Genomic DNA, 18,933 nt, shown 5'->3' with positions numbered 1-18,933 from the left:
TGTGAACTGCGTCAGGTTCACAGGTTTCCCCTTTTGAGCGTCCCCCAGCATAATTGCGGCACCTATCCACCCCCGTGATTCTGCCTTGGGAGAACGCCTTGCCGAGCGTATCCACATTGACCACCGCCGATCCGGCGTTGCTGGTGCAACTCTCCGACAGCCATCTGTTCGCCGAAGCGGACGGGACGTTGCTGGGTATGAACACGCGGGACAGCCTGCAAAAAGTCATCGAACTGGTGCAGCTTCAGCAGCCGAATATCGATCTGATCATTGCCAGCGGCGACCTGTCTCAGGACGGGACGCTGGAGTCCTACCAACAGTTTCGCGACCTGACCGGGCAACTCGATACGCCGGCGCGCTGGATTCCCGGCAATCACGATGAGCCACAGATCATGGCCGAGGCCGCGGTGAAAAGCGCATTGCTGGAGCCGGTGGTGGATGTCGGCAACTGGCGAGTCACCTTGCTTGATTCCGCCGTGCCGGGTTCGGTGCCGGGGTACTTGCAGGATGAGCAGTTGCAGCTGTTGGTTCGATCGCTGAGCGAGGCGCCGGAGCGGCATCATCTGGTATGTTTTCACCATCACCCGGTGTCGATTGGCTGTGCCTGGATGGAGCCGATCGGCTTGCGCAATCCTGAGGCGCTGTTTGCAGTGCTGGATCGTTTTCCGCAGGTGCGGGCGGTTTTGTGGGGGCATGTGCATCAGGAGATTGATCAGCTGCGTAATGGCGTTCGTTTGATCGCCTCGCCGTCGACCTGCATTCAGTTCGAGCCGGGCAGCGATGATTTCAAGGTCGGGGAGCAGGCGCCGGGGTATCGCTGGTTGCGGTTGTTGCCGGATGGGCAGATTGAAACCGGGGTGGAACGAGTCACCGGGTTTGATTTTGAGGTTGATTACGGCTCTAACGGCTATTGAGTATTCAGTAAGACCGGGGGCGGCCATCGTGAGCAGGCTCACTCCTGCATTGGAATGCATACCCCTGTAGGCGTGAGCCTGCTCGCGATGGCGCCCTCAAAGGCACCACGAATTTCAAGGATATCCCCGATCCCCCCGACTCCCTGTAAACTGCGCCTCTTTACCCGACGCACAGGGAGCTCAAATGTCAGGTTCGATCCTTTATATCCACGGTTTCAACAGCGCGCCTTCGTCGAAAAAGGCTACGCAGTTGATGCAGGTGATGGACCGACTCGGCCTGAGCGATCAACTGCGCGTTCCGGCCTTGCATCACCACCCGCGCGAGGCCATCGGTCAGCTGGAGCAGGCGATTGAAGCGCTGGGGCGGCCACTGCTGGTCGGCAGCTCACTCGGCGGCTACTATGCGACTCACTTGGCCGAGCGTCATGGCCTCAAGGCTTTGCTGATCAACCCGGCCGTCAGTCCGCACCGGATGTTCGACGGGTACCTGGGAACGCAGAAAAACCTGTATACCGATGAAGCCTGGGAATTGACCCACGACCACGTGACAGCTTTGGCCGAACTGGAAGTGCCGGCGCCCCGGGACCCGCAGCGGTATCAGGTGTGGTTGCAGACCGGTGACGAAACGCTGGACTATCGCCTCGCCCAGCAGTATTACCGGGCCTGCGCCTTGCGCATCCAGGCCGGTGGCGACCATGGTTTCCAGGGCTTCGCCGCGCAATTGCCGGCGATGCTGAGTTTTGCCGGCATCGGCGCAGATTTGTATCAGGCGATCGATTTCACTGCACTGTGAACCCTCGCCCCTTATTAAACGAACACTCTTTTTACAGGCGGACGACGAGACCCCATGGCCACTCCCAGCGCTAGCTCTTATAACGCAGACGCCATCGAAGTCCTCTCGGGCCTCGACCCGGTGCGTAAACGCCCCGGTATGTACACCGACACCAGTCGGCCGAACCACCTTGCCCAGGAAGTCATCGACAACAGCGTCGACGAAGCCTTGGCCGGGCATGCGACTTCGGTGCAGGTCATCCTGCACGCCGATCACTCCCTGGAAGTCAGCGATGACGGCCGTGGCATGCCGGTGGACATTCACCCGGAAGAGGGCGTGTCCGGGGTCGAACTGATCCTCACCAAGCTCCATGCGGGCGGCAAGTTTTCCAACAAGAACTACCAGTTCTCCGGCGGTCTGCACGGGGTGGGTATTTCCGTGGTCAACGCCTTGTCGACCGAAGTCCGGGTGCGCGTCAAGCGTGACGGCAACGAATACCAGATGACGTTCGCCGACGGTTACAAGAAAACCGAACTGGAAGTGGTCGGCACCGTCGGCAAGCGCAACACCGGCACCAGCGTGTTCTTTGCGCCGGACCCGAAGTACTTCGATTCGCCAAAATTCTCCATCAGCCGCCTCAAGCACGTGCTCAAGGCCAAGGCCGTTCTCTGCCCGGGGCTGCTGGTCAGTTTTGAAGACAAAGCCACCGGCGAGAAAGTCGAGTGGCATTACGAAGACGGCCTGCGTTCCTATCTGGTCGACGCCGTCAGCGAATTCGAACGCCTGCCGGACGAGCCGTTCTGCGGCAGCCTGGCCGGTAATAAAGAAGCGGTCGACTGGGCGCTGTTGTGGCTGCCGGAAGGGGGCGACGCGGTTCAGGAAAGCTACGTCAACCTGATCCCGACGGCCCAGGGTGGTACACACGTCAACGGTTTGCGTCAGGGTTTGCTCGATGCGATGCGCGAATTCTGTGAATTCCGCAGCCTGCTGCCACGCGGCGTGAAGCTGGCGCCGGAAGACGTCTGGGAACGCATCGCCTTCGTCCTGTCGATGAAAATGCAGGAGCCGCAATTCTCCGGCCAGACCAAAGAGCGTTTGTCGTCCCGTGAAGCGGCGGCGTTTGTTTCCGGTGTGGTCAAGGACGCGTTCAGCCTGTGGCTCAACGCCAACCCGGAAACCGGCATGCTCCTGGCGGAATTGGCGATCAACAACGCCGGCCGCCGCCTCAAGGCGAGCAAGAAGGTCGAGCGCAAGCGCGTCACTGCAGGGCCGGCGCTGCCGGGCAAACTCGCCGATTGCGCCGGGCAGGACCCGATGCGTTCCGAGCTGTTCCTCGTGGAAGGTGATTCCGCCGGCGGTTCCGCCAAGCAAGCACGAGACAAAGAGTTTCAAGCGATCCTGCCGTTGCGCGGCAAGATTCTGAACACCTGGGAAGTCGATGGCAGCGAAGTGCTGGCCAGCCAGGAAGTGCACAACATCGCCGTGGCCATCGGTGTCGATCCGGGTGCGGCGGACATGAGCCAGCTGCGTTACGGCAAGATCTGCATCCTCGCCGACGCCGACTCCGACGGTCTGCACATTGCCACGCTGCTGTGCGCGTTGTTCGTCCAGCACTTCCGCCCGTTGGTGGATGCCGGTCACGTCTACGTCGCGATGCCGCCGCTGTACCGCATCGACTTGGGCAAGGAGATTTACTACGCCCTGGACGAAGCCGAGCGCGATGGCATTCTCGATCGTCTGGTCGCCGAGAAGAAACGCGGCAAGCCGCAGGTCACCCGATTTAAAGGCCTGGGTGAAATGAACCCGCCGCAACTGCGCGAAACCACCATGGACCCGAACACCCGGCGTCTGGTGCAGTTGACCCTGGACGATTTCGCTGCGACCTCGGAAATGATGGACATGCTGCTGGCGAAGAAACGTGCCGGTGACCGCAAGTCCTGGCTGGAATCCAAGGGCAACCTGGCCGAGGTTCTTGGTTGATGCGGCTCGGCTTTGCCCTGGCGTGTGCGTTGCTTCTGACCCCGGTTCTGGCCTTTGCTGAACCGGCACCAGAATTGCGCGTGGTCTCCGAGCATCCCGTTGACGGCATGCGCGGCGGCAACCTGTCGGGACTGGCCCAGTGCGGCAAGGACCTGTGGACGGTCTCGGATCGCGACGACGATCAGATTTACCGCCTTGATACCAGCAACGCGACCTGGCAGGCCGAAAGCGTGGGCCTCGGCGTACCTCCGGTGCCGGACAACGGATTGCCCTGGGGGTTGCGTGCGCGAACCTGGGCGGCGTCGTTCGTGCGTGGCGGCGATCTGGATTTCGAAGGTATTACCTGTGACAGCGCCGGCAATCGCTACATTGTCAGCGAAGGCCATGCGGCCGTCCTCCTGGTACCCCCTACAGGGCCGGCGAGCTGGTTGAAAATCTCGCCAATGCTGGTTCGCGAAGCGCGTGCCAGCGGCATGCTGTTGCAGTTCAATGCGCTGTTCGAGGGGCTGGCGATCAATCCGGCGGGCGATCAAATATGGTTCGCTGCCGAACGTCAAAGCCGCGGCTTGTTGACGATCAAGCGCAAACAGACCGTATGGGATTGCGACGGTGGCTGTGTGCTGCTGAGCGAAGCGGGCATGGAAATGCAGCCGCCGCAGTTCCCTCATGCCAAACCGGTTAACCGGGATTTCTCCGACCTGTCATTGTTCGAGGGCAAGTTGTTTACCCTTGAGCGCAACGCCTATCAGATCTGTCGCCGAGACCCGCAGACGGCCAAGGTCGAACGCTGCTGGTCGTATGCGGCCGAGTTGTTGCAGGAAAACCGCCGTTATTCGCAGAACTACGGTCTGGAAGAGGCGTTGATCATTGACGCTGACGGTGCCTGGATTGGCGTCGACAACAATTTCGGGCCCCGTACCGATGGTGAAGTTCGCCCGGTTGTCTGGCGCTTCGCCGCGCCTGAAGGTGGCTGGAGCGCCAAGCCGTGAGTCAACAACCGCCGGGCAAGCGCGCCGGTCGTGTGTTGATGGTGCTGGCCTGGTGCGCGGCGCTGTTTCTGGCCACGCGGTTTTTCGGGCAGTGGGAAGAGCGGCAGCAAAACCCGAATGGGGTGGTCAGTTCCGAGCAGGGCGATGGGTTTATCGAAGTGAAGCTGGTCAGCAACGGCCAGGGGCATTTTGTCGCCAGCGGCGCGATCAACGGCCACCCGGTGGATTTCATGCTCGATACCGGGGCGACGGATGTGTCAATTCCGGCCAGTGTGGCCGAGGGATTGAAACTGGAACAAGGCTTCGGGGTGACCCTGAGCACGGCCAACGGTCTGAGCGAGGGCTATCGAACCCGCATCGACCGGCTGCAACTGGGCGACATTGTGTTGCGTGATGTTCGCGCGCTGGTCGCCCCTGGCCTGGAAGGTAAGCAGGTGCTGCTCGGCATGAGCGCACTGAACAAACTTGAATTTACCCAGCGCGGTGGCACCATGCTGCTGCGCCAGACAACGAACCGATGAGGCCCGCATGAGCGACTCCCTTGATCTCAGCCTGGACGGTGTAGAACGCCGGTCACTGGCTGACTTCACCGAAAATGCCTACCTCAACTACTCCATGTACGTGATCATGGACCGTGCCTTGCCGCATATCGGCGACGGCCTGAAACCGGTACAGCGACGCATCATCTACGCGATGAGCGAGTTGGGGCTGGACGCCGATTCCAAGCACAAGAAATCGGCGCGTACCGTCGGTGACGTGCTCGGCAAGTTCCACCCGCACGGCGACTCGGCCTGCTACGAAGCCATGGTCCTGATGGCCCAGCCGTTCAGCTACCGCTACACGCTGGTCGACGGTCAGGGTAACTGGGGTGCGCCGGATGATCCCAAGTCCTTCGCCGCCATGCGTTACACCGAAGCGCGGCTGTCGCGTTATTCCGAAGTGCTGCTCAGCGAACTGGGCCAGGGCACGGCGGACTGGGGCCCGAACTTTGACGGCACCCTCGACGAGCCATTGGTGTTGCCGGCACGTTTGCCGAACATCCTGCTCAACGGCACCACCGGCATCGCCGTGGGCATGGCCACCGACGTGCCGCCGCACAACCTGCGCGAAGTCGCGACGGCGTGCGTGCGTTTGCTTGATGAGCCCAAAGCCACGGTCGAACAGCTCTGTGAACACATCCAGGGCCCGGATTACCCGACCGAAGCGGAAATCATCACCCCGCGCGCCGACCTGCTGAAAATGTACGAGACCGGCAAGGGCTCGGTGCGTATGCGCGCCGTGTACCACATCGAAGACGGCGACATTATTGTCACCGCGCTGCCGCACCAGGTGTCCGGTGCCAAGGTGCTGGAACAGATCGCCGCGATGATGCAGGCCAAGCCGTCCAAGGCGCCGCAAATTGCTGACTTGCGCGACGAATCCGACCACGAAAACCCGTGCCGCATCGTGATCATCCCGGGGGCGCGCAAAAACTTTGACCACGATGCACTGATGACGCACCTGTTCGCCAGCACCGAGCTGGAGTCGAGCTACCGGGTCAACATCAACATCATCGGCCTGGACGGCAAGCCGCAGCTGAAAAACCTGCGGGCGCTGCTGGTCGAATGGCTGGAATTCCGGGTGCAGACCGTGCGTCGCCGCCTGCAATTCCGCCTCGATAAGGTCGAGCGTCGCCTGCACCTGTTGGACGGTTTGTTGATTGCCTACCTCAACCTGGATGAAGTGATTCACATCATCCGTACCGAGGAGCACCCAAAAGCCGCCCTGATCGCGCGTTTCGCCCTGAGCGAAATCCAGGCCGACTACATCCTCGACACCCGTTTGCGTCAGTTGGCGCGACTGGAAGAAATGAAACTGCGTGCCGAGCAGGATGAACTGCTCAAGGAACAAGCCAAGCTGCAAGCGCTGCTGAGCAGCGAAGCCAAGCTGAAAAAACTGGTGCGCACCGAGCTGATCAAGGACGCCGAAACTTATGGCGACGACCGTCGTTCGCCGATTGTCGAGCGCGCCGAGGCCAAGGCCCTGACCGAGCACGACCTGCTGCCGAACGAGAAAGTGACGGTCGTGCTGTCGGAAAAAGGCTGGGTCCGTTCAGCCAAAGGTCACGAAATCGACGCCACCGGGCTTTCCTACAAGGCCGGTGACGGCTTCAAGGCCCTCGCAGCCGGGCGCTCCAACCAGTTTGCGGTGTTTATCGACTCCACCGGTCGCAGTTATTCGGTGGCGGCGCACACGTTGCCATCGGCCCGTGGCCAGGGCGAGCCGTTGACCGGTCGTCTGACGCCACCGCCAGGCGCGAGCTTCGAATGCGTGTTGATGCCGGAAGACGATTCGCTGTACGTGATCGCCTCCGACGCCGGGTATGGCTTTGTGGTCAAAGGTGAAGATTTCCAGGCCAAGAACAAGGCCGGCAAGGCGTTGCTGAGCCTGCCGAGCAACTCGAAAGTCATTCTTCCGCGCCCGGTCGCCGATCGCGAGAGCAACTGGCTGGCCTCGGTCACGACCGAAGGTCGCCTGCTGATCTTCAAGATCAGCGACCTGCCACAATTAGGTAAGGGCAAAGGCAACAAGATCATCGGCATCACCGGTGAGCGCGTGGCCAATCGCGAAGAATATGTCACGGACATCGCCGTGCTGCCGGAGGGTGCCACTTTGGTGTTGCAGGCCGGGAAACGTACCTTGTCGCTGAAAGCAGACGACCTCGAACACTACAAAGGTGAGCGTGGACGTCGTGGTAACAAATTGCCACGTGGCTTCCAGCGGGTCGATGCGCTGCTCGTCGAAAACCTCAATTAGGCGTCCTAGACCGCTCGATCTACGATTTAACGCGTAGATCGACGCATTGGCGCTGGAGTCGGAACGCATATTCACGGATGATATGGCCTTTCAAGCGCCGGCGTGGCCGAGCGTTCTTCACATTTATTGAGTATTTTCACTGTGGTCAGCCTTGTGGCGGCCACCTGGATGGGACGATGACTGCTCTGCGCCTTCCTTTTATTTTGATGCTCGCTGGCGTTTTAGGCCTGGCGGGTTGCAGCGTTCACCAGCCGGTGTCGCTGTATCAACTGGACAGTGGAAGTCCGGTTGCGCCTGCGCAAAGCGCGGGCATGGCCGTATTGTTGGGCCCGGTAACCGTCGCTGATTACCTGCAACGTGAAACCCTGTTGCAGCGTCAGCCCGATGGCAGCCTTCAGGCGTCGACCGACGGTCGATGGGCCGGGAGCCTGTCTTCGGACATCGATCAGTTGTTGCTGCGTCAGGTAGCCGGTCGTCTGGACAGTCAGCGTGTTGTGCTGGCGCCCGCGACCCTCGGTTTCACGCCGGATGTTCAGGTGCTGCTGACGATTACTCGCCTGGACTCCGGTGAGTCGCAACCGGCCATCCTCGATGCGCAATGGCGTTTGATTGATCGTCGTGGCCAGGTTCGCGACAACCGCATCATTCATTTGCAGGAACAGCACGCGGGCGGCACAGCGGCGCAGGTTCAGGCTCAGGGGGTGTTGTTGCAGCGTCTGGCGGAGCAATTGTCGGTGGCGTTGAAACCATTGGCCAACCAGCCACCGATTGCTGAGGCGCCAAAGAAATCAGCTGCCAAGCCTGTAGCACCGGCGACAGAGCAAGAGAAACAACCGAAGATCCCGATGGCGTCACCGATCCGGACCGATATGGAAGTGTTCAGGTTCTAAGCCTGGACTGATCCAAAGCAAAGCCCGCCTTGTGCGGGCTTTGTTGTTTCTGCAGGTTGGAGGTCTACGGCGCTGCTGACGGCCTCATCGCGAGCAAGCTCACTCCCACAGGGGATCTCTGGCGTTCACAGAGGCGGCGTCCACAACAGATCCCTGTGGGAGCGAGCTTGCTCGCGATGAGGCCAGAACAGACAACAAAAAACCCGCAGACAATCACTCATCTGCGGGCTTTTTTACAGCGGGGGCTAGTGCTTACGCCCGACGCTCATGCATCCGCGCCAACTGCCGCTCCAGCATCGACGGATAAGGCTCCATCAGCCGCTCCACACAGCAAGCCCCCTCAGGGCTGGCAATCGGACGAATCCGTGCGCGCTGACGGATCAGTGCATCGTCACTGATCTTGCGTTCCACCAGCAGCAGGTTGCGGCTGTGTTGCGACAGGGCCAGGGCGTCCTGGGCGGACTCGGTCAGCAGCAAGTCGATCTGACTCATACCGAACAACTCTTCACCCAGCGTCAGACCCAGCTGCAATTGCAGGGTGATGCCGCTGTCCGCGACTTCGATCTGCAACTGATGGCCCAGCGCTCGCAGCAGCTCACCGCAGCAGATGGCGTTGGTCAGGTAGTCGTCGCCGCTGTCTTCGGTGTGGAACAGCATCAGCGTGCTGCCATCGTTCAGGGTATGCAGTTCGCTCTGGTAGAGCGAAGCGGCCTGATCGAGGCAGTCGCGATAGCGTTTCAGCAATTCTTCCAGGCGTGTGCGAGGCAGGCGACGCAGTTGATCCTGGGCGCCCAGTTGCACGGCCAGGACCGCACTGTGTTGCGGCACGTTCGAGATCACCGGTTTTGCCGCCGGTTTCGGCGCGCTGGCGACCGACTCGTCACGCAGATCGGCAAACGCATCATCGTCGTCATCGTCTTCAGCGGTGCTGACAATGTGCCGTGGCGCCGGTTTGAGGGCTGCCACAGGCTTGGTTTCGTCAAAACTCGGGTCACGCAAGTTGCGCACTTCGAAGGTCGGTTCGTTGTCGTCCGCGTCTTCGTAGTCGCTCTCGTCGTACTCGGGTTCTGGCGCTGGCTCGGGTTCGGCCGGCTCTGGTGCGAAATTGGCGTGCAGCTGACGGGCAAGGTCGCCGATTTCATCCTGGCGCTCGGTGGCCGGGGTGTATTCGTCGATATTGCGCAGCCACACGCGCAATTGCAGCAGCGGCGTGGAGATGTGCCGACCCAGGCGCAGGCTCAAGGCCAGGGACAGGGCCAGCAGTATCGCACTCAAAATGCCCATGCTTTGCAGGCTGATGGTCATCGGCTGCTGGAACTGATCCATGTCCAGGCTGATGCGCAGTTGCCCGGCGGTCACGTCCTGGAACGTGATCTTGCTCTGGTACATGCCCTCGGCTTCGCCCAACAGGCTGTGCTTGGGGCGCTGACCGGCTTCGGCGAGGATGCGGTTATCCACGCTATAAATGGCGGCGTGGGCCACCAGTTTATTCTTGGTCAGGTTGTTGAGCAGCACGTTGAGGCTGAGGATGTCGTTGGACACCAACAGCTCCGTGGCGGACGTGGCGGTCTGCGTGGTCAGGCTTTCGCCCAGCGCATCGGCCTGCTCGTGCATGGCCTGCTTGAACTGCAAACCCATCACGCAGGCGTAGATCACCAGGGCCAGAGCGACCAGGATCACGTTATGGCTGGCGATGCGCAATGCAATCGGTACACGGCGATGGCGCAGTGCCCGGAAGATCAGCAGAAAGAAGTTATCGGTTTTTACTGGCGTGGGCCGGTTCACTTGAGCTCGGCTCTTTTGTCCGTGAAGTTGACGCGCAGTATAGCGACAGGCCCTAGACCGGCAAAGCGCTCACGGTGCCCGATGGTCACTGAAAGTGGGTAGAATGCGGTTTTTTTCCACTTGCGGGGGTGCGCCTTGCGCGAAATCGTCCTGATAAACATCACGGGAGTCGACCGTCCGGGTCTGACTGCGGCCATTACCGGCGTTCTGGCCCAGGGTGGTGTGAACATTCTCGACATCGGTCAGGCGGTGATCCACGACACCCTGTCGTTCGGCATCCTGGTTGAAATTCCGGATACCGAGCAAGGCAAGTCGGTGCTCAAGGACATCCTGTTCAAGGGCTACGAGCTCGACCAGCAGGTGCGTTTCACGCCGGTGTCCGAAGAGGATTACCAGCAGTGGGTCGGCAACCAGGGCAAAAAGCGCCACATCGTGACGCTATTGACCCGCAAAGTGACCGCCGGGCAATTGCAGGCCGTGAGTTCGATCACCGCGAAATATGGCCTGAACATCGATCACATCGATCGCTTGTCCGGGCGCATGCCGCTGGACACCCCGGCCGACAAGGGCAAGGGCTGCATCGAGTTTTCCGTGCGGGGCGAAGCGGCCGATCCGCAGGCGCTGCGGGCCGAGTTCCTCAGCGTTGCGCAGGAATTGAACGTCGACATCGCCTTCCAGGAAGATTCGCTGTTCCGTCGTAACCGTCGGCTGGCGGTGTTCGACATGGATTCGACCCTGATCGAAGCCGAAGTCATCGACGAACTGGCCAAGGCAGCCGGCGTCGGCGATCAGGTGTCTGAAATCACCGAGCGGGCGATGGCCGGCGAACTGGATTTCCGCGCAAGCTTCAAAGAGCGCCTGGCGCTGCTCAAAGGCCTGGACGTCAGCGTGCTGGACTCGATTGGCGCGTCCCTGCGCCTGACCGAAGGTGCCGAAACCCTGTTCGCCGAACTCAAGCGCCTGGGCTACAAGACCGCCATTCTGTCGGGTGGCTTTACCTACTTTGCCAAGCAGTTGCAGGCCAAGCTGGGTATCGACTACGTGTTTGCCAACGAACTGGAAGTGGTCGACGGCAAGGTGACCGGTGTGGCGGTCGAGCCGATTGTCGATGCGCAGCGCAAGGCGGATCTGCTGCGTGAGCTGGCGCATAAGGAAGGTTTGCGTCTGGAGCAGACCATCGCGGTCGGCGACGGCGCCAACGATCTGCCGATGCTGGCGATTGCCGGATTGGGCGTGGCGTTCCGGGCCAAGCCGTTGGTGAAACAGTCGGCGAAACAGGCGATTTCTACGCTTGGGCTGGATGGCGTGCTGTACCTGTTGGGTTTTCGGGACCGTGACGGGCAGCTCTGAGGTCGTCACGGTCTGAACTGGCCTCATCGCGGTCTTTCAGGCCACACTCACAGCGAAGGCCACAACGAATCAAACACCTCCCCAACGCCGCTCCCCGCGGCGTTGTCGTTTCTACTTGTCTCCAGCGACCGATACGCAAACTGATTAAAACTGTGGGTACTCGCCACCCGCCGATCCAGCCCGGCCCGGCGTTCCTGGCCGTTGGTGTTGATCAGCACCTTGCTGCCTTCCTGAAACGGCAAACGCGGGGCGAGCACGGTGGCGGGCAGGTCGATGGCACTGATCTGCGGTAGCAACAACCCGCGCAAGTACTGGCTGTGGTCATCCCGGTTGCGCACCAATTGCAGCCCGCAAGGCTCGGCGAAGGGCGCAACCTGCTCAATGCCCATTTGCGTACCGCCACCGCGCACCTGACGAATCCAGCGCACGACCGCAATGCTCCAGCCTTTATTGACTGAATCCTCAATCCCGACCATTTCACCGGCCTGTAACTCGGCGGGCACCGCGTTGGGCCAGGCCAGGCAATAACCGCCGGGGCTGTGATTGATGACGGGCAGGGCATAGGTCGGAAAATGCCGGTTGCTGTCGGCCTCTTTGCTGTCGTCATTTTGCAGTTGCGGGTATTCAATTTCTTCGTAGGGCAGCAAGGCATCGGCAGTGCCCTGTGACGCGGCATCGAACGCCTGATGCCAGGGGTCGCTGCCCCGACTGGCCGCAGGCATTGCCGAAAACTGCGCGGGCCGGTGGCCAGGGTTTTTCAACAGGTCGCTGAATGAGCGCTGCCCGCCCAGATAAAAGTGCAGTGCGCTCATCCCCACGCACAGCGTCAACGTACCTTGACCGGCCGTTCGCTGAAAACTGCGCTCGGCCGCTTGACCCCAGGCGGCGTGCAGGTGCTGCAGCGTGTCCACGCTAAGACCTGTGGGTACGGGCAAGGCGTCTTTATTGCCTTGCAAGTGTGTTTCGATGGTGTCGACCAGTGGCTGCGGATCAAACCCCAGCAAACCGGCTTGCTGCCCGGCCCGGAACTTGTTGCGGTAACGCGGGCCAGTGTCGAGGTCCGGCGCGACGGCGAACAATCCATCGGCTGGTAGTTTGACCCGATGACTCCAGGCTTCCAGCGCTTCGGCGAGGCGGGCGATCTGGTTCTGGCGCAATTGATTGCAGCGTGACGCACCCAGCAGCAGGGCGACGGCGTAAGTCTGTTCGATGCTCAGGGAGTGCGTCTGGCTGGCCAGTTCATCGCGCAGGCTCAGGTGTTGCAACCGGTGTTCGCAGCCGATCCGGTACAACTGATGCAATTCCAGCCACACACCGTCCGGCACTGGGCAGTAGAGCTGAGTGGCGCGGATCAACTGACCGTTCAGGCAATGGAGTGCCCGTTGCAACGCTTGCGCCAGCAGTGGCGCACGGTCTTTGCTGAAACGAGGCGTGATTCGGATGACGATCTGTTTGTAGCCGATCGCCAAATGACTTTGCAGGGCCTGGCAAAGGTTGGCGATCTTGCGCGAACGCTCGTCGAGAACAATCGCCTGGTGCAGGAAATGCCGCTCCAGGTGTCTGCAGACGTAATACACCTCGGGCCTGAGCAGCTCGAGCATGGGCAGGCGATTGGCACTCGGTGTCAGCAGTTGGTTGAGTTCACCCAAGGCTTGATAGAGCTGGCGCGCGGTTTCGCCGATGTTGGCTTTGGGCAGGGCGGCGATCCAGCGCTTGAGGTCGCGTGGGGTGGCTTCGCAGAAAGTCAGGCGCAATTGCGCGGGGAGCGGGGCGCTTAGCAGCAGGTGGGGACTGGTTTCATTCATGCCGTGGAAAAACTCCAGCCGGTCAATGGGCAGTGAATGACCTGACTGTAGCAGCTATGTCCATCAGCGCGGGACAACCAGAGCGGTCGCCACCGAGTGGTATCCGCTCCTCCGAAGATGTTCGCAAGAGCGGATCAGCGGATCAGGCCTTAGGCAGACCCATGCCCTGGCCCATCTGTACCGGCGAACCGGCCGCCAGTTCTTCGGCCCATTTGACCTGGTCTGGCCCGAACAGCACGACAGCGGTCGAACCCAGTTTGAAGCGACCCAGTTCCGCACCTTTCTCCAGATGAATGGGCGCGCGCGCGGCTTCGTCGTAGCGGAAGGTTTTCAATTCGCGTTTCGGCGGCGTGACCAGCCCGGCCCAGACGGTTTCGATCGACGCAACGATCATCGCGCCCACCAGCACCACGGCCATCGGCCCGCGCTCAGTGTCGAAAATGCACGCCACACGTTCGTTGCGGGCAAACAGCTCCGGCACGTTTTCGGCGGTGGTCTGGTTGACCGAGAAAATCCGGCCCGGGATGTAGACCATCTCGCGCAGGGTGCCGGCCAGCGGCATGTGCACGCGGTGGTAGTCCTTCGGCGACAGGTAGATAGTCGCGAAATCACCGCCCATGAACGGCGCGGCGTTGGCCGCGTCACCGCCCAGCAACTCCAGCACGCTGAAGCTGTGGCCCTTGGCCTGGAACACCCGACCGTGTTCGATCGGACCGAGCTGGCTGACTGCGCCATCGGCCGGGCTGAGGATCGCCCCCGGGGTTTCGTCGAGCGGACGAGCGCCGTCCTTCAAGGCGCGGGTGAAGAACGCGTTGAAGTGTTCGTAGGCAGTCAGGTCTTCGACCAGCGCCTGGGACATGTCCACCTGATAACGCTTGGCGAACCAGGCGGTAAAGGCGTTCTTGAACCAGCGCACGCGGCATTCGGCAATGCAGCCGGCCAGTCGCGAGAGCAAGTGATGGGGCAGCAGGTATTGGCTGAGGATAAACAGACGCTTGTTCATTAACTGTCCTTAAACCTTAAATCTCTACGGGGGTGTCGGGGTGGTTGCCCCATTCGCCCCAGGAACCGGCGTAGCCTTTGACCCGCGGATAACCGAGGGATTTGGCCACCAGATAAGTGAAGCCAGAACGGTGGTGAGTCTGGCAGTGAGTAATGACTTCTTTGTCTTTGCTGATCCCTAGCTGTTCGAGGATCTGCGGCATGTCCGTGCGGATGCGCAGGTTACGCGCCTTGTCCATGCCGGCAGTCCACTCGAAATTGACGGCGCCCGGAATGTGCCCGGCCTTGGCCGCCAGCACTTTCTCGCCGGAGTACTCCAGCGGCCCGCGCGCGTCCCAGATCGCCAGGTCGGCGGCGCCGAGTCGGCTTTGCAGGTACTCGCGGGTCGCGGTGGGTTCGTCGTGCAGGGTCAATTTCACCGGGCCGCCAACGGGGGCCGGGATCTGGATCGACATCGGCATGCCTTCTGCCAGCCAGGCCGTCAGACCGCCGTCGACGTAGTGATATTTACGGTGGCCGATGACGTCCAGCAGCCAGATAAAACGCCCGGCCCAGCCACCACCTTCGTCGTCATACACCACGTACACCGCATCGGGGTTGTGGCCCAACTCGCCAAACAGCGCTTCAAGTGCCGCTTGCGGCGGCATCAACCCCGGTGCCGGCGCCTGACCGAGTTGCGTGCGTTTCGGATCAACAAAACGCGCGCCGGGAATATGCCCTTCGGCATAGCGGGCACTGCTGGTCAGGTCCACCAGAATCAGATCGCGGGCCTCGAGGCGAGGGAGCAAGTCGCTCGGCTCGATCACCAGCGGCAAGCCAGAGAAGTCAGACATGTGAGGTCTCCAGGGCACAAAAGGGTGGATTGTAGCGCAGCGTCATTGGCCGCGGTGGCTAAAGGTGTTCAAGGCTTTCTCAATGCACTGCGCGGTTTTGCCGAAGGCTTGCACGGTGATTTCCGAGAACGGCCCGCCGCCCTGATCCGCCACCACCACCATGATCACCCGACCATTATTGACCAGTGAGCGCAGGATCAAGTGTTCGCCACGGAACTGCGCGCGCAGGTTGCCAGGCAACAACGCCGAGAACTGCGCGGTGTTGGCCGGTGTCAGGCGCACTTGGGCCTGTTGCGAGAGCAAACGTTGTAGCACAGAGCTTTGGCTCACCGCGAAATTCAGCCCGGCCGCTTCTGCTGGCAAACCGGCAACCTGATGCACCCGCAGATTGGCGTGCGTGCGATCAGCCATCAAGATCATGACGCGACGCATGCCGCACGCGACCAGAGCGTCCCGGGCGGAGGTGGTCAAGTGCATCGCGTTGGTGAAGGGGCTTGGCTCCACCAGCAACTCGGCGCATTGGCTGCGCCACTTCGCCAGGTCTTCGGTGGTCGGCGCCGGGGCCGGCAGCAAGGCGGCGTGGACCCGGTTCATGCCCCACGGCCAAAGCAGCGAAACAGCGGGGTGCCAGAGGTCCGGCATGGCATGCAGTCGGGCGCTGTTGGCGGCCTGTTGGTGCAATTGTTGCTGCACGTCGGCCATGGGCATTTGCAGGTAAAGGCTGGTCAGGTATTGCCAGCGCTCGCTGTGCGGGCTGTCCCACGCCTGTTGCGCCGACAGTGCCAGACCGTTGGCCAGCAGCACGGTATTGGCCGGCTGATTGAGCCAGCGCCGCAGGGTCGGATCGTCATCGAGGCGGTTTTGCTGGCGCAACGGATGATCACTATCGCGGGCAATGCGCAGCACTTTGACCAGTTCGCGCTGCTCGGTCAGCAGCAGGCGATACCCCTGTTCTACCCAGATCGGCAGGCGCCAGATGGTCACCAGAGCCTGGCAAATATCCAGCAGGCGCACCCCGAACAACTGCTTTTCGACCTTGCGCGCCGACTCACCTTTATGGATGACCCGCAGTTCCCATTCTTCGAGCAATTGCGGATAGGTCAACGCCATCGGCCACAGCGGCGAGAGGAACAGCAGACTGCCCCAATGAATGTCCTGCCACAGCCGAGCCAGGCGACTGGCAAAAAAACCATTGGCCTGTTGCGTCGCGTGCTGGCTGATCAATTGCAACTGGCGCAAGGCAAGCGGGATCTGCATTTGGGGTTCGGCGGGGAGGCGGGCGAGCAGTTCTTCGGTGCGTTTCAAGCCGAGGCGATTGATCGCCACTTCCAGGTTTTCCGCAGGCTCGGTCATGCTGCCGTGGGTATGGCGATTGGCTTCACGAATGATGCTCAAGGCCAGGGCCGGGCTGTCTTGCATCAATTCGGCGATATCACGCAGTGAGCTGCGGTTATCGGCGATAGCTCTGCAGACACGGTCATGGCTGTCTTGCGGAACCGGCAGGCGCACGCCATCGAGAAGCTTGACCCAGCCTTCTAGAGTGGTCGGTTTTTGAGTGGGAGTGTTCGTCTGGTTAGCCATGGTTGGACGCAATCTTCGTCTGCATTACCTATGCCCGGAGTAGGCTAAATTAGCTTTTCGCTTGAACGGCCTATAGTCTGGCGCAGTTTTGCCGATAAGGAGAAGAAGAGATTTTTCGACCTCCGAATATGACCTTGAACCCGACTCAGTAAGTGCTCTCCTACCTATGGCTAAAATTCTCGGCATCATTGTCGTATTCGCGAGCGTGCTCGGCGGGTACGTGCTCTCCCACGGCAAGATTGCTGCCCTTATCCAGCCTTTCGAGGTGATGATTATCGGTGGTGCAGCCTTTGGCGCATTCCTGCAAGCCAACCCTGGCCACATGGTCAAAAACGTTCTGAAGAAAGCCTTCGGGATGTTCAGCTCGCGCTTCAACCACACCTTTTACCTTGAAGTGCTGGGGCTGATTTACGAGATCCTCAACAAGAGCCGCCGCGAAGGCATGATGGCCATCGAAGGCGACATCGAAGATGCTGCCGCGAGCCCGATTTTCGCCAAGTACCCGGCGGTGCTCAAAGATGACCGCATGACCGCGTACATCTGCGATTACCTGCGCATCATGTCCTCCGGCAACATGGCTCCCCATGAGCTGGAAGGCCTGTTCGACATGGAACTGACCAGCCTCAAGGAAGACCTCGATCACCCGTCCCACGCGGTGAATGGCATCGCTGACGCCATGCCGGGTTTCGGTATCGTCGCGGCGGTACTGGGTATCGTGGTGACCATGGCCTCCCTGGGTGAAAGCGATCAGAAAATGATCGGTGTACACGTGGGTGCGGCATTGGTCGGTACCTTCTTCGGTATTCTCGCGGCGTACGGTTTCTTTGGCCCGCTGGCTCATGCCCTGGCCCACGATGCCAAGGAAGAACTGAACGTCTACGAGGCCATCAAGGCTTCGCTGGTGGCCTCGGCGTCCGGCATGCCGCCATCGCTGGCCGTGGAATTCGGTCGCAAGGTTCTGTACCCGGCGCACCGTCCTAGCTTCGCTGAGCTGGAACAAGCGGTTCGCGGTCGATAGTGCTCTGTTTTGCAAATACGTTCCTTTTTTGGCGAGTGACTGTTGTTGCCAGACAAGGCGCCGAGACGAGTCATAGCCCGCTATGGCGAGGAGCGGCAACGCCGTATGGCGACAACAGGCACCGTCAAAAAGGAACAGTATTTGTGAGACAGAGCACTCTGTATGGAAAATAACCAGCCGATCATCATCAAGCGCGTCAAGAAATACGCGAGCGGGCATCACGGTGGTTCCTGGAAAATCGCTTTCGCGGACTTCGCGACGGCGATGATGGCGTTCTTCCTGGTGCTGTGGCTGCTGTCCACCGCCACCCCGGAACAGAAGATCGCCATCGCCGGTTACTTCAAAGACCCGGTCGGCTTTACCGAAAGTGGCACGCCGTACATCATCGATCTGGGTGGCTCCCCGACCCTGGCGCCGGAGAAAACCCTCAACCCCGAGGTGAAATCCCAGCCGCAGCCAGACCGCGTCACTGTCGACACCGAACAGGTCGAAGGCATGGCCGAGCAGGTCGAGAAGGAACGCCTGGAACTGTTGCTGCAAGAATTGCAGAACAAGGTCGATGAAAATCCGCAGCTGCAGAAATTCAAGGACCAGATCCTGTTCGAGATCACGCAGGACGGTTTGCGTATCCAGATCATGGACGCCGAAAACCGCCCGATGTTCGACTCCGGCAGTGCGCGTTTGAAACCGTACTTCGAAGACATCCTGCTGGCCATGGCCGACACCATCAAAGCGGTGCCGAACAAGATCAGCATCAGCGGTCACACCGATGCCAAGCCGTACTCGGGTACCGGCGATTTCGGCAACTGGGAACTCTCGGCCAACCGTGCCAACGCCGCTCGCCGTGCGCTGGTCGCCGGCAGCTATCCGGATCAACAGGTGGCGCGGGTGGTCGGTTATGCCTCGTCGGCACTGTTTGACCGCGAGAACCCGTTCAATCCGGTCAACCGCCGCATCGACATCGTGGTACTGACCAAGAAAGCCCAAAAGGCCATTGAAGGCTCGCAAGGTGCAGAACCTGCGCCAGAGCCGGCACCAGCCCCGGCAGCACAAGGGCAGGGCGGTCCGGGCGAAGTGCCGGCCAAACCAGTTGACCCGAACGCCTTGCCGGCGGACAAAGAGCCGCTGCCGGCCCATGAGCTTCGTGAGCGTCTGAATATCTTCGAAAACCCGGCACCGAAACCGGCTGAACCGCCGAAGCAGTGACCGACAAAAAAG

15 protein-coding genes are annotated in these 18,933 nt (G+C 60.8%); 10 read left to right on the top strand and 5 right to left on the bottom strand.

What is annotated here, in order from left to right:
* Nucleotides 1-98: 98 nt before the first annotated feature.
* From cpdA to AB4N43_RS14120, 7 genes are all read left to right on the top strand, one after another.
* Nucleotides 99-914, top strand: a complete 816-nt coding sequence (cpdA, locus tag AB4N43_RS14150) for a 3',5'-cyclic-AMP phosphodiesterase (RefSeq protein WP_027922010.1) — start codon at nt 99-101, stop codon at nt 912-914.
* A gap of 184 nt (nt 915-1,098) precedes the next feature.
* Nucleotides 1,099-1,707, top strand: a complete 609-nt coding sequence (locus tag AB4N43_RS14145; RefSeq protein ID WP_059181734.1) for a YqiA/YcfP family alpha/beta fold hydrolase — start codon at nt 1,099-1,101, stop codon at nt 1,705-1,707.
* A gap of 54 nt (nt 1,708-1,761) precedes the next feature.
* Nucleotides 1,762-3,666: a DNA topoisomerase IV subunit B gene (gene parE / locus AB4N43_RS14140; RefSeq protein ID WP_194940973.1), complete on the top strand. Its 1,905-nt coding sequence runs from the start codon at nt 1,762-1,764 to the stop codon at nt 3,664-3,666.
* Nucleotides 3,666-4,655: an esterase-like activity of phytase family protein gene (locus AB4N43_RS14135; protein ID WP_027922007.1), complete on the top strand. Its 990-nt coding sequence runs from the start codon at nt 3,666-3,668 to the stop codon at nt 4,653-4,655. The genes parE and AB4N43_RS14135 overlap by 1 nt, the downstream gene beginning before the upstream one ends.
* Nucleotides 4,652-5,176, top strand: coding sequence for a retropepsin-like aspartic protease family protein (locus AB4N43_RS14130; protein WP_460154163.1), 525 nt, complete (start codon nt 4,652-4,654; stop codon nt 5,174-5,176). The genes AB4N43_RS14135 and AB4N43_RS14130 overlap by 4 nt, the downstream gene beginning before the upstream one ends.
* 7 nt (nt 5,177-5,183) lie before the next feature.
* Nucleotides 5,184-7,451, top strand: coding sequence for a DNA topoisomerase IV subunit A (parC, locus tag AB4N43_RS14125; protein ID WP_027922005.1), 2,268 nt, complete (start codon nt 5,184-5,186; stop codon nt 7,449-7,451).
* A 176-nt stretch (nt 7,452-7,627) separates the two neighbouring features.
* Nucleotides 7,628-8,341, top strand: a complete 714-nt coding sequence (locus tag AB4N43_RS14120) for a PqiC family protein (RefSeq protein WP_027922004.1) — start codon at nt 7,628-7,630, stop codon at nt 8,339-8,341.
* Between the two features lie 252 nt (nt 8,342-8,593).
* Here AB4N43_RS14120 and AB4N43_RS14115 read toward each other — a convergent pair whose 3' ends face one another.
* Entirely contained in the window at nt 8,594-10,126 is a 1,533-nt protein-coding gene (locus AB4N43_RS14115; protein ID WP_027922003.1) for an AhpA/YtjB family protein, read from the bottom strand.
* Between the two features lie 135 nt (nt 10,127-10,261).
* On the opposite strand from AB4N43_RS14115, the gene serB reads away from it, so the two are divergent.
* Entirely contained in the window at nt 10,262-11,476 is a 1,215-nt protein-coding gene (serB, locus tag AB4N43_RS14110; RefSeq protein ID WP_027922002.1) for a phosphoserine phosphatase SerB, read from the top strand.
* A gap of 47 nt (nt 11,477-11,523) precedes the next feature.
* Here the strand turns inward: serB and AB4N43_RS14105 are convergent, their stop codons facing one another.
* The 4 genes from AB4N43_RS14105 to AB4N43_RS14090 all read right to left on the bottom strand — a co-directional run bounded on the left by AB4N43_RS14105 (nt 11,524) and on the right by AB4N43_RS14090 (nt 16,697).
* A complete protein-coding gene (locus AB4N43_RS14105; RefSeq protein ID WP_228758983.1) occupies nt 11,524-13,281 on the bottom strand; it encodes a molecular chaperone in 1,758 nt (585 codons plus the stop codon).
* Between the two features lie 142 nt (nt 13,282-13,423).
* Nucleotides 13,424-14,284 carry an archaetidylserine decarboxylase gene (asd, locus tag AB4N43_RS14100; RefSeq protein ID WP_027922000.1) on the bottom strand — a complete coding sequence of 287 codons (861 nt, stop codon included), beginning with the start codon at nt 14,282-14,284 and terminating at the stop codon, nt 13,424-13,426.
* A gap of 16 nt (nt 14,285-14,300) precedes the next feature.
* A complete protein-coding gene (rhdA, locus tag AB4N43_RS14095) occupies nt 14,301-15,116 on the bottom strand; it encodes a thiosulfate sulfurtransferase (RefSeq protein WP_027921999.1) in 816 nt (271 codons plus the stop codon).
* Nucleotides 15,117-15,158: 42 nt separating this feature from the next.
* A complete protein-coding gene (locus tag AB4N43_RS14090; protein WP_059181730.1) occupies nt 15,159-16,697 on the bottom strand; it encodes an HDOD domain-containing protein in 1,539 nt (512 codons plus the stop codon).
* 166 nt (nt 16,698-16,863) lie between these two features.
* Between AB4N43_RS14090 and motA the strand changes: the two genes are divergently transcribed.
* Together motA and motB are read left to right on the top strand one after the other, a co-directional pair.
* A complete protein-coding gene (motA, locus tag AB4N43_RS14085) occupies nt 16,864-17,715 on the top strand; it encodes a flagellar motor stator protein MotA (protein ID WP_027921997.1) in 852 nt (283 codons plus the stop codon).
* A gap of 162 nt (nt 17,716-17,877) precedes the next feature.
* Nucleotides 17,878-18,921, top strand: coding sequence for a flagellar motor protein MotB (gene motB / locus AB4N43_RS14080; RefSeq protein WP_027921996.1), 1,044 nt, complete (start codon nt 17,878-17,880; stop codon nt 18,919-18,921).
* Nucleotides 18,922-18,933 lie beyond the last annotated feature (12 nt).

This window comes from Pseudomonas sp. S2_B07, assembly GCF_054668435.1.
This window is presented reverse-complemented; position numbering and strand designations above follow the sequence as displayed.